The organism is Balneola sp., assembly GCA_002694685.1.
Classification (GTDB): domain Bacteria; phylum Bacteroidota; class Rhodothermia; order Balneolales; family Balneolaceae; genus Gracilimonas.
Genome location: NZMW01000001.1, coordinates 168,711 through 182,073 on the forward strand (window position 1 = coordinate 168,711; position 13,363 = coordinate 182,073).

Genomic DNA, 13,363 nt, shown 5'->3' on the forward strand with positions numbered 1-13,363 from the left:
AACACTAATATGCATCAGACTGATACTCAAAAAAGCATGAGAAGATTAATATCCAGCTTTGTAATAATTATATTGAGCCTGATCTTTCTACAGGATTTTGCGAAAGCTCAAACTATACCCGATTTCCTTAAAGACCCAGCCTACCGATCCAGTAGAGAAGTACGTAAGAGTGCAGAATCTGACGGTAACCGTGTGTGGATTACTTTCCATAATACCGGCTTGCTTGGTGGTGTTGGTGAAATTCGTGGGCAATGGCCCCGAGGTTCTGATGTCAATTATATCGGGGATGTATCTCCTGTAATATCTCTTGAGATACCGGTGGACACTAATAACGACGGACAGGCAGACTCATTAGTTCAGCACTCAGTTACAAATTTTGGTCCTAGAGCAGGGCAGGGTGTACGTCCGGGGCAAACCCAGTTTTGGGGATTTGAGCCTATGAGAGGCTTTGCTAATGATGATGGCGAAAATGACAGACCGGCTATCAGTGTGGATGAGTCAACGTGGCCAAACCGATGGCCGGATCAGCCAACATGGATTGCTCCAGATGGTAGTCCTGAGTGGAACGGCTTTTTTGGACGGGGTATTCAAAATGCTGATTTTGAAACCTATTTCTGGACAGATGATCACAACGACAAGTTTATGAATGACTTGGTAAATCAGGGTGAAATTTCATCTTTTGCTCCGGATAGTACAGATCCTACCCGAGATGGACTTGGTCTTGCAATGAGCGTGAGAGGTCTTCAGTGGTCTCAGTTTCTTGCTCAGGATGCGATGTTTTATATTTATGAGTTAACAAACACCAGTACAACCACTTATCCACGGGTCTCTGTTGGTTTGGTGGTAGGAACTGCTGCTGGCGAGAGTGCAAATACCGGAAGTGGTGACACTCAGGATGATTTGGCTTTCTTTGATCAGGCTAACAGAATTGTGTACTCATGGGATGCTGACGGTACTAATCAAGATGGTAATGATGTAGGCTATGTTGGCTATGCATTTATGGAAAGTCCCGGAGATCCTGACGATGGCATCGATAATGATGGTGATGGTGATCCAAATCAGCTTAATGTTGATGGATTCCCTTATGTAGATGCAGGTCTTGCAGGGCAAGGCAATGTTTTTCAAACTCAGGACTTCCTGCCGAGAACTCTGAGTGAAGGTGATCCCATTATTCTGATTGATGAAGAAACAGGGGAGCGGTCTTATGTATTTCTAGGCAGTGGTACAACTACAGTTACTTCTCAAGGAATTGAGTATCAGCTTTCACCCGGAATGACAATTCAGGAAACCACCAAAGAAGTTCAGAATCGAAATGAGACTATCATCGTGACTGAGAAAAATCTGATTGATGAAGATTTAGATGGTCTGATTGATGAAGATGAAAACCTGCACTTTGAACGACGTCAGGAAAGAATTACCGGTGGTATCGAACTTTTGCCGCCTCTTTACTACAAAAACTACATTGGGTTTGCTGAAGACGCTGGAAATGGAACACCAACAGAACAAGATTCTCTTAATAACGGGTTGTTGAATCCAATGATTGATGAGTCTGCTAACGACGGAATTGATAACGACTCTGACTGGAACCCTTTAACTGATGATGTGGGAGCTGACGGAGTTTCCGGAACCGGAGACAGTGGTGAAGGAGATGGAGTGCCAACCGTTGGTGAGCCGAACTTTGAAAATCTGGATGTTGATGAAACGGATCAGGTAGGACTCTCAAGTTTCTACTACTTTACTCCTCCGGGAGCCGTGCGTTTAAATGAAGATTCTCAGGTTTGGGATGCGATGTCCCCAGGTTTCTTCACACCGAATAATCAACTTAATGAAGATAGACAGGCCGGTGGTGTAGACGGTGACTTCATCTTTAGTTCAGGATATTTCAGGCTTGAGCCAGGGGAGACCATTCGTTTCTCACTTGCACTGGTTTTTGGTGAAGATCTTGCGAACATCACGAATAATGTTCAGACTATTCAGGAAATTTATAACCGTAACTATAATTTTGCAAGACCTCCTGAAAAGCCGACTCTAAAAGCAGCAGTAGGTGATGAGCAAGTCACTCTTTACTGGAATAGTATAGCAGAAGAGAGTATAGACCCTATATTGGGACAGGATTTTGAAGGATACAAAATTTTCAAAAGTACCGATCCTAATTTCCTTGACCCTGATAGAATCACAGATGCCTTCGGCAACGATGCTCTTTTAGAACCCATTGCACAATTTGACTTAGACAATGGTATCAATGGTTTGTGGCAGGCCGCCGAAGATACCTCAACAGGTCAGGGTACTCCAACCTATGTATTCAATCCCGACCTTGCTGACAGGGTGCGAGGCGTGCCATTCTACTTAGGCGATGATACCGGTCTCCGGCACTCTTTTGTTGACACTAACGTAGTGAACGGTCAAAAATACTACTATGCTTTAGCTGCCTATGACCGTGGAAGCATTGATTTCTATCCTGCTGAGAATAATTTCTCTGTAACTGTTCGGGATGATGGGTCAACCATAACTGACATTAATGTAGTAGAAGTTGAACCTAACACGCCGGTGCTTGGTTATCGGGCAGGTTCAGTGATAGGAGATGTTGATCATCCACAAGGTAATGCTACAGGTGATGTTTTTGTAGAGGTATTGGATCCTATTTTCCTTAAAGAAAACTCGGAGTACGAAGTACGCTTTCTTGGTGATACTTTCCCATCATCTACCTATTCGGTTATCAATAATGGAGACATCATTCTTTCTGACGTGCCAATAGCTGACGCTGAATCAAACATTTTTGATGGAATGAGGCTAGCATTTCAAAACGATGAAACCCGAATTGATAGAGACCAATCGGGCTGGGCCGACGGTGATACGCTTAAAATTGACGCCCTTGTCAGAGATGGTCAGCTGAGTAACAGTCCTTTTTGGCAATTTACGGCTCTTGATGCTCCTTACGATTATGAGATCGAGTTCTTCGATTCGAATGTCGCAACCTCTCTTGATACGGTGAATGGTACAGGACCGAGCGCCAGAAACACTCCTGCTACTCAAGTTAATTTCAACGTAACAAACACCATTACCGGAGAAGAAGTACCCTTTGCATTTGATGAGACACAGGGAACGCAAGACGGGAGATTAGGCGACCGTGAGTTTATCTATATCTATGACAGTTTTGGAGATTCATTAAGTCCGGTATTCGAATTTCGTATTGTCTATGAAACGGTGCTTGGACAAGGACGTGTGCCAACCGGAGAACTACCGGAAGCGGGTGATATCTATCAGATCAAAACCTATAAGTCTTTTGGTAGCAGTGATACCTATTCGTTTACTACAGAATCATCAAACGTAGATGAAGAAACTGCGAAAGATTTACTGGATCAGGTCAGAGTAGTTCCTAACCCATATGTAAGCGCAGCTAGTTGGGAAGGGAAATTGCCTCCAACTATTACAAGTGGCCGGGGTGAACGGAAAATTCAGTTTCAAAATGTACCTGATGGCTCAACGATTAGGATTTTTACAGTCCGTGGCGAATTGGTGCGTGAGTTAAATCACGACGATTCCATAGATCGCGGTTATGTCAACTGGGACTTAAGAACAAGAGAAAATCTTGACGTGGCTTATGGTGTGTACTATTACCACTTAAAGGCTCCCGGAGTAGGTACTAAAACAGGAAAAATTGCACTTATTAAATAATGAAAGGTCAAACAATGAACACCATTAAGGCAGTCAAGTACTGTTTGTTGTTAGCAACAAGCTTGGTTTTAACAGCAAATGTGCATGCGCAAGACAAAGTTGGAACTACAGCAGCAGCATTTTTGAGTATCACCTCAGGAGCTAAGGCAACAGCAATGGGCGGTGCCTATGTTGCGGTTGCAGATGATGGAAGCGCGATGTTTTGGAATCCGGCAGGGATGGCACAACTAGAAAGTAATACGGTTACTTTTTCCAATATGAACTGGTTTCTTGATTCACAGATTCAGGATGCTTCAGTAGTAATTAACGGTGGTAATCTTGGTAATTTTGCTCTTTCAGTCCGATCTATAAATCACGGCGAAATTGAAGTAACAACCATTGATTTGCCAGAAGGAACTGGAGAAGTATTTAGCCCAACAAACCTTTCTGTCGCCGTTTCTTATTCCCGTTTTATTACAGATAACTTTTCAATCGGAGCTAACACAAAGTTTGTTCAAGAAAAAATTTGGAATGAATCGGCTACAGGCTTTGCGGTGGATTTAGGAGTTTTCTACAGAACCAATTTCAAGAATCTTAGAATTGGTATGTCTATGACAAATTTTGGAAATGAGATGAAAATGGCGGGTGACGATTTAAGACAAGCCATTGATATCGATGAAGCCATAAACGGTAATAACGACAGACTAGAAGGATATCTTGGTGTCGATTCCTGGCCAATGCCTTTGCTCTTTAAAGTAGGATTGGCAATTGACGCGCTGGACATAGAAAACCATAAAATAGAATTAGCTGTTGATGCTAAGCATCCAAACGACAACTCAGAAAGTGTGGACCTTGGCCTTGAGTATGGATTCAATGATTTAGTGTTTTTTAGAGGCGGGTATCGAAGTTTATTCTCGAGCCAAATTGAAGACCAGGGAGTTACAGCTGGTTTTGGGCTGAAATATGACTTTAATGGAGTAGGTGCAAATTTTGGAGCCACCTACATGACTCACGAATATTTGGAAGATCCGATTCTATGGACCCTTCAAATTAATTTTTAACAAGAAACTGCACACGCAGAAACAATAACAATAAAAATAGGAGCAACTATGAAAAAGGTTACAACCTTATTCAGTACTGCATTGATGATGATCCTAATAGGAACATCATCTTTGTTTGCACAGACTATTTCCATTGAAGCTGCTAAAGATAGCACTGATGGAACAGTAGTAACTGTTAAAGGTATCGCAATTACGCCTTCTCTGGAATCTGATTCCAGAACGTCCTTTTATATTCAGGATGGAGGAGTAGGACTTAATATCTTTGATTTCGGAACCCCGGCTAAAGTAATTACAGCTGGTGATAGTGTCGAAGTAACAGGTGAACTTGATACTTTTAACGGATTACGTGAAATCGTAGTTAGTGATGTAACTACAGATATCACCCTTATTAATTCAGGAAACGAACTGCCTGCACCACGAGTAATTTCTTATGAAGAATTTGTGGAAGCCGCTTCACCAGAAACAGATACAGCTGGTATTCAAGGTACTTTGGTAAGAATTAATGATTTGATTACAACCCCAGCTGATTGGCCTGCTGACGGAACATCAGGATCAACAAACGTTGACGCGTTTTTTAATTCTGATAGTAGCGAAGTACCAATCCGATTATTAGCTCAAACTGAAGCAATTGGAGTTACTCCACCTGCGAGATTTGACATTATTGGTGTTGTAGGTACTTTTAACGGTTCACAAATTTCTCCTCGTTTCGAGAGTGATATCGTTGGGTACTATGATATTACCTTCCAGGTTAATATGAATGAAGCAATTGACTCTGCTCAATTCGTTCCTGAAGATCATTACGTATTCGCAGCAGGAAGCTTTAATGGTTTCTCAACTAATGCTGATACTTTAACTGATGGAAATGATGATGGTATTTATTCTAAAACGATAAGCCTATCTGCTGGTGATTATACTTACAAGTATTACGCTGAATCAAGTCGTGATATTGCTTGGGAAGCTGGTGATGATAAAACTATTACCGTTTCTAAAGATTCAACAATTGCAGCAGCTCCTTTTAACGCAGATTTTGCTGACTTGAGCGATGCCGTTTTTGGTGAAGTTGAGTTATTCTTCCAAGTAGATATGTCCATTCAGGAACTTAATGGCAACTTTGATCCAGAAACTGAATCTGTATCGGTTACCGGTGCATTTGATGCTGATTGGAGTGCAGGTACTTATAACCTAACTGAGTCACAAACAGAAGGTATCTATGAAGGATCTGTAACTTTTGGAAGTGAAAAAGCTGTACCAAGTACTTATGCGTACAAATTCACTATCACTAATGCAGACGAATCAGTTACCTGGGAAAGTGGTGACAACAAAATGATTACTGTTACTGAAGATGGACTATTTGAAGGCCGATACCTGGCTCAAAATGCTCCTGATGGTAACATTCCATACTTCGACGGAATTACTCCAAATGACGTATTCGCTGAAGACACAGACGTTATCTTTGAAGTAGACTTACGTGCTGCTTATTACCACCTTGCAGATAGTTCAGCACTTCCTGCGGACGTTCAAGCCGGTGGTGGAGAAGATTCAACAATTACATTCTTATCTGGTAACGGACCATTATTGGCCGGTGGCTGGGAAGACTGGGGCCCTGTTCTTGGTGGAGCTGAAGACCTCAAATTTAATGACAGTGGAGAAAATGGTGACGAAGTTGCCGGAGACTCTCTCTGGACATTAACGAAGTCATATGTAGCGGGTCAGGCTCGTCAAGGTGCCTTTAAATTAGGTATTAATGGTTATGACAATGAGGCTGGCTTTGGTGCTGACCATAACACTAGAATCCAGGGCACTAAGGTTGAGTTTGTATTCGGTGCGTTCGTACGTGGTGACTCAGTTTATGACGACCTCTATGACGAATACATTCTTGCTACTGAAGAAGGGCCAGTTGTGGTTCGACGTGGTGGTAAAGGTGATAACGACGTAGTTGTATCTAATGAGAAAGATGAAACAGTTACAACACCTGAAGAATTCTCATTAAGCCAAAACTACCCGAATCCATTTAACCCAACAACGAATATTAACTTCACATTACCTGCGGCAAATCAGGTGACGTTGACGGTTTATAATATTCTTGGGCAACAAGTAGCTCAATTAGTTAATGGACGCTTAACTGCCGGTCAACATACCGTTCAGTTCGATGCGTCTAACCTTGCATCTGGAATGTACCTATACCGAATTGAAGCGGGTACATTTACACAGAACAAGAAAATGATGTTGATCAAATAAATTGATCCAAATAATAAGTCTTTATTCACAGGTACTTTGATCGGTACCTGTGTTTTTCAAATAAACTGATTCGATTTGCCAGCAACAATATATGATATCGCCAAAAAAGCAGGGGTTAGCATTGCCACGGTTTCCCGTGTGTTCAATAACAGTGCCAACGTCTCTGATAAGGCTCGCAATAAGGTACTTGCTGTAGCTGATGAAATGGGCTACCATCCTCAGGCTTTTGCACAGGGGTTAGCCAGCCGAAAAAGTAATACGGTGATGATTGTTGTGCCTGTAATTTCCAACTACTTCTTCATGGAGGTACTCGGTGGTGTTCAGGATAAACTGAGCGAAATGAATTATGAACTGAGCATCTTTAATATCTCACCGAATAAAGATATTCAAGAGCAGGTTGAGCACGTTTTGAAGAGAAGGTGGGCAGAGGGATACCTTTTTATTTCTATTCACTTAAATGAAAATAACTGGAGTAAACTTCAAAAATATAATGTGCCAATTACTTTGGTTGATGAGCACTATGAAGGTTTTGACTCGGTAAGTGTTGATAATGCCCAGGGTGCTTACCGTGCTGCCAAAAGCTTATTTAAGCACGGATATAAGAGAGTAGCTATGCTTTCAGCTCTGGAATCCTCAAAACCAATTCGTGATCGTATTAAAGGGTATAAGAGAGCTTTAGATGAGTTTGAAATTCCTTTCGATAAGAAATTGATTATCACGGGTGATAGTATGTACCGCGATGGCTTTACCGAAAGAGCCGGCTATGAAGCCATGATCAAAATTTTAACAATGGAGCCAAAACCTGAGGCATGTTTTTGCGCATCTGATATTCAGGCAGTAGGAGCATTAAAGGCTATGCAGGACACTGGCAAAAGCATACCCATTATTGGATATGATGATATCGAATTGGCTGAATATATGGGCCTTTCAACTATTCGACAGCCTATGCGAGATATGGGCTTTTTTGCTACTCAAAATCTCATTGAAAGGATGAATAATCCTGACAAAGCTATCTCGCAAACAATTTATACTCCTGAACTTATCAAGCGAGCCTCAACTGAACTGAACGGTAAAAAAATAGACGCTTAATCCATCCAAGCTCAATGAAGTATTTGAACTATTTAGTATTTCTTATCGCGTTTTCATTTCTGTTAGTTAGTACTGCTACGGCACAGAATACTGTAGATGTAACCTTTAGATACTATTCTGGAGAAAATGCTGTGAGAGCTTATGTTCCAGGAGAGTTCAATAACTGGGGCAATAACACCGACGGCCGCATTGCTAATAGCGATGGTTCTCTCATGACCGAGGATGAAGAAAATGGATTCTGGTATAAGTCAGTAAACCTAACTGTGGGTGGAGGAACTGCAACAAATAACGGAGCTACCGGATATGCATACAAATTTCATGAACAATACAATGCAAGCGGCAGCGAATGGCAATGGTTTACGGATCCCTTGAATCCAATTGCAATTGGGATGAATAATGACTCATTCTTAGAAGTTACAAGTCCTTTAATATTCCAATTTAGTCCGACAAGCGGCGATGTAGTAGGTGAAGATGATGCATTATGGGCAACCGTAGCTTCTGCCGACTCTGATCCTATAGATGTTAATGCTTCCGAAATATTTGTGAATGGCATACCTGCAGGTTCCTTCGGTGCAAATTATGACAATGAGAGACAGCTGCTCTCCATAAAAGACCTTTCGGTTTTATCATTACAAGTAGGAGAAAATTCTGTTCGGATTGATGCCGTAACAGAATCAGGCGCCACTAAATCAGATTCGATCTCATTTGCTTACCTCCCGGATATTCAGCCTGAACTGGCAGATCGTCCAGCGGGCATTGAAGATGGTATCAACTACAGTGAGAATGGCACTTCGGTAACCTTATCTCTTTTCGCACCCAACAAAGACTATGTTTTTGTTATTGGGGATTTTAACGACTGGAAAGTAGATGAAGACTATTTACTTAAAAAAGAATTTTTAAATGCAGACAGTGTTTGGCATTGGATTGAAATTGATGGACTAACAGCTGGCGAGCAATACGGTTTTCAGTACCTTGTTGATGGAGAAATTCGAATTTCAGATCCATATTCTAGTCTGATTCTTGATCCGTTTAATGATGAATTTATTCCCGAATCTACCTTCCCAAATATGCTCGCTTATCCTGAAGGAAAAACAGACGGCTGGGTGACGGTTATTGAACCGGGAAAGGCAGAGTACCAATGGGAGGCAACGGATTACCAACGCCCCGAAAAAATTGAATTGGTTATCTATGAACTATTGATTCGCGATTTTCTGGATACAAAAAACTTCCAGACGTTGACCGATACTCTTGACTATTTCGAGAAGTTGGGTGTAAATGCGATTGAGTTAATGCCGGTAAACGAGTTTGACGGTAATTTAAGCTGGGGATATAACCCAAGTCATCATTTAGCTTTGGACAAGTTTTACGGTAGCCCCGATGCTTTTAAAAAGTTTGTGGATGAGGCTCATAAAAGAGGCATTGCAGTAATCATTGATGTGGTGATGAATCATGCGACCGGTGATAATCCCTTGTATCGTTTGTACAGTGAGAATAATCCTTACTTCAATGCTACACCAAGGCATGATTTCAACGTATTTAATGATTTCAATCACCAATATGCCGGTACTCAGTATTATACCAAACGAATGATAGAGCACTGGATTGAAGAATATAACATTGACGGTTTTCGATGGGATTTGACGAAGGGATTCACCCAGAATTGTCCACCTGTTCGATTTGATGCAAGTGGAAACCCAGTTTATGATGGATGCACAAGCCAATATCAGCAGGATCGTGTAGATATACTTAGAATGTATGCGGATTACCAGTGGGCAGCTGATGAGGATTTTATTATCATTTTTGAGCATTTGGGTTCTGAGAATGAAGAAGCTCAATGGGCGAACTACAGAGTAGGGGAAGGAAAAGGAATCATGCTTTGGGGCAACATGAACGGAGCCTATAGTGAGGCTTCTATGGGCTATCATGAAAATGGAAAGTCCAACTTATTTGGAGTTCAGTCAGAATCCAGAAATTCCTTCCAAAGAAGACATATCGTTGGTTATATGGAAAGTCACGATGAACAGTGGCTGATGCTCAAAAAGAGAAAATTTGGAAATTCTTCTGGCAGCTATGACGTCAAAGATTTAGGAACAGCCTTAGGTAGGCAAAAGTTAGCGGCAGCTTTCTTTTTGCCACTTCCGGGGCCAAAAATGATTTGGCAGTTTGGTGAATTGGGCTATGGTTGGGGTACCAACGAATGCCTCAAACCCGGCGGTTCAGGAAATGGCGATTGCTTGGCTAGTGACCCGGGCCGTGTAAGCGAAAAACCGGTTAGATGGGAGTATTATGATGACAATGAGCGACTAAAAGTTTATAAGACGTGGAGTTCATTATTGGAGCTGCGTAGAAGCAGTCCTGCTTTTACTGAGCCGGATGAAGCTGTTTACAGCCTTGATGAAGCTATAAAATCGTACACCCTTGAGCATGAAGACACCGATGTATTAGTTGTAGGTAATTTTGGTGTCACTGAAGCAACAGCTGAAGTTGTTTATCCTAGTTCTGGAACATGGTATGATTTCTATAAAGGTACTTCACAATCAATTTCTAACCCTGATCGTGAAATAGTTTTAGCGCCCGGCGAATTTAAAATATTTACTACCCGTGAATTTGAAACTCCGGAAGAGGATCTGCTGACATCAAAAGAAAACGATGGAAACTCTGATGTGCCAAGCTCATTTAAACTTGGGATAAACTATCCAAACCCCTTCAACCCAACTACCAATTTCAGTTATGACATTGCTAAAGCAAGTGTGGTTAAGCTGGAAGTATTTGATGTATTGGGACGTAAAGTTGCCGAATTAGTGAATGGACGGAAGTCACCGGGATCATATACGGTAAGATTTGATGCGGGCAACTTAAGCAGCGGACTTTATATCTATCGGTTACAAGCTGGTGGTAATGTCTTTACACAGAAAATGACACTGATCAAATAAACTAAACCCTACCAAAGTGGTTAACAGAACGCTCAAGTTTATTGTTGTAGTCCTGGCCTTATGGGCAACGGGATGTTCGTCTTACATTGAAGCGCCTAAAGAATCTCAGATTATCGGTCTTGCTTCTCCAGTTAGTCTGGAATATGGAGAAACCAACATCATCACGGCAGATTACTTTATTTCGCCAAAACTTATTGATTCCGTTTCAGTACCTGTGGGACTAGACGCCACGCTCTCATCAGATAAAGAGGGAATATCTTTAACAGGCTCACTTTCAAGTCCACTGGGTGTGATGGAAGTTTGGATGGATGGTTTTAGGTATGATATACTTCTAAAAAAATCTAATAAGCAGGAAGTGACCATTACCTTTGATCCTGAAGGAAAAACGTATTCTTCTGTTCAGCTGAAAGGAGAGATGAACAACTGGAATCCGGCTGCTGCACCACTTGCAAAAGAAGGTGAAGTATGGACCACCACTATGTTGGTTAACGAAGGAGTGTATCAGTATATCTTGGTGCTGGATGGGAAAGAAACTCCAGATCCCGCTAACCCAAATACGGTTTCAAACGGGATGGGAGGCACTAATTCTATACTTGAGGTGGGAAATGTTGATGCCAATAAACCCTTCCTTGAAACTATGGATCACTCAGATCCCATGGTTTACCTCACTACAGACGCTACTGAAAACACCATTGTGTTTTGGGAGAATTATCAGCTTGATACCGAGTTTAAAGACAATGTCCTGAGATTTGAAATTCCTGCAAACGCTAAAGATTTTGATCGCTCCCATTTAAGGGCATGGACATTTAAAGATGGGCAACTTTCTAACGATGTGCTTATTCCTTTAGCTAATGGAAAAGTGATTACAGATACGGAAGAGCTTACTCGACAAGACAATCACAACTGGAATATGTATTTCGTTTTGATTGACAGATTTAAAGATGGAAATCCGGTAAATACAGAGAAAGTAAACGACCCTAACATTCACCCCAAAGCCAATTATTACGGCGGAGACTTTGCGGGTATAACTCAAACTATCGAAAGCGGATATTTTGATGATATAGGTGTGAATACTCTGTGGCTTTCACCTATCACTCAGAATCCTGAAGGTGCATATGGCCTCTGGGATAAAGGCGGTGTGACCACCACTTTCTCAGGCTATCACGGTTATTGGCCTGTTTCTTCATCGAAAGTAGATTATCGTTTTGGTACAGAAGATGAATTTAGAGAGCTTTTGGATGTAGCTCATCAAAACGGGATGAATGTTATTTTAGATTACGTAGCCAATCATGTGCATGAACTCCATCCGGTGTATCAAAAAAACAAAGATTGGGCTACCAACTTGTATTTACCAGATGGCAGAATGAATACCGAGCTTTGGGATGAACAGCGGCTCACCACTTGGTTTGATACCTTCATGCCTTCGCTGGATTTCTCTCGCCCTGAAGTAATCGAAACAATGACAGACTCTGCATTATATTGGGTCAAAGAGTTTGAACTTGATGGTTTTCGGCATGATGCGACCAAGCACATTCAGCTTGAGTTTTGGAGAACGCTAACGCGAAAGATTAAGGACTCGGTAACGGTCCCAACAGGTAAACAAATTTTTCAAATCGGAGAAACCTATGGAAGCCGGGAGCTGATTGCCAGTTACATTAACTCCGGGATGTTGGACGCGCAATTTGATTTCAATATGTACGACTCAGGCTTGAATACTTTTGGTCAAGGAAATTCATTCGAAGGACTTGAAACTCAGCTTCAGGAAAGTTTTAACTATTACGGTTATCACAATTTGATGGGCTACATTTCGGGAAATCACGATAAATCACGTTTTATCACACTAACCAGTGGGGAAGTAAGTTGGAGTGAAGACGGAAAACTGGCAGGGTGGACTCGAGAAATTGAAGACCCTCAGGCTTTTGCTTACGACCGCCTCAGCATGTTTCATGCTTTTAATCAAACCATTCCAGGTATCCCTGTGACTTATCAGGGAGATGAATATGGGCAGCCCGGAGCCAATGATCCCGATAACCGCAGATGGATGGAGTTTGATGAAGGTGAGCTGAATGCGCTCGAACTTAAAAATCGAAGTATTTACACCAAGCTCACCGGGCTCAGAAATTCCGAAATGGCATTAACCTACGGGGACTTTCAATTTCACACTACAACCGAAAATACACTGGCTTACTCAAGAGCTTATTTCGGGAATCAAGTGATCGTGGTTTTCAATAAATCAGATCAACCTGAAGATGTAGAAGTTATTCTGCGGGAAGGCTTTGACTATAATCAGTTATCAGAACAATTTGGTCATGATTTCACTATTGAACAGGGAGTCTTAATAGTGACCTTGCCATCCAACAGCTTTGAAATACTAACACTTTAAAATAA

Annotated in this window: 6 protein-coding genes; all 6 read left to right on the plus strand. The window is 41.6% G+C overall.

Going from position 1 to position 13,363, the window contains the following annotated elements:
- The first annotated feature begins 9 nt into the window (after window positions 1-9).
- Window positions 10-3,675 (plus strand): hypothetical protein, encoded by a 3,666-nt coding sequence (locus tag CL667_00680; GenBank protein MAL16196.1) that lies wholly within the window; start codon window positions 10-12, stop codon window positions 3,673-3,675.
- Window positions 3,675-4,715 (plus strand): hypothetical protein, encoded by a 1,041-nt coding sequence (locus CL667_00685; protein ID MAL16197.1) that lies wholly within the window; start codon window positions 3,675-3,677, stop codon window positions 4,713-4,715. The genes CL667_00680 and CL667_00685 overlap by 1 nt, the downstream gene beginning before the upstream one ends.
- A gap of 753 nt (window positions 4,716-5,468) precedes the next feature.
- Window positions 5,469-6,953 (plus strand): hypothetical protein, encoded by a 1,485-nt coding sequence (locus CL667_00690; GenBank protein ID MAL16198.1) that lies wholly within the window; start codon window positions 5,469-5,471, stop codon window positions 6,951-6,953.
- Window positions 6,954-7,028: 75 nt separating this feature from the next.
- Window positions 7,029-8,042, plus strand: a complete 1,014-nt coding sequence (locus CL667_00695) for a LacI family transcriptional regulator (protein MAL16199.1) — start codon at window positions 7,029-7,031, stop codon at window positions 8,040-8,042.
- Window positions 8,043-8,056: 14 nt separating this feature from the next.
- On the plus strand, window positions 8,057-10,975 hold the full coding sequence (locus tag CL667_00700; GenBank protein ID MAL16200.1) for a hypothetical protein: 2,919 nt from the start codon (window positions 8,057-8,059) through the stop codon (window positions 10,973-10,975).
- A 16-nt stretch (window positions 10,976-10,991) separates the two neighbouring features.
- The gene (locus CL667_00705; GenBank protein ID MAL16201.1) at window positions 10,992-13,358 is read left to right on the plus strand and encodes an alpha-amlyase; all 2,367 of its coding nucleotides are present in this window, start codon (window positions 10,992-10,994) and stop codon (window positions 13,356-13,358) included.
- Window positions 13,359-13,363 lie beyond the last annotated feature (5 nt).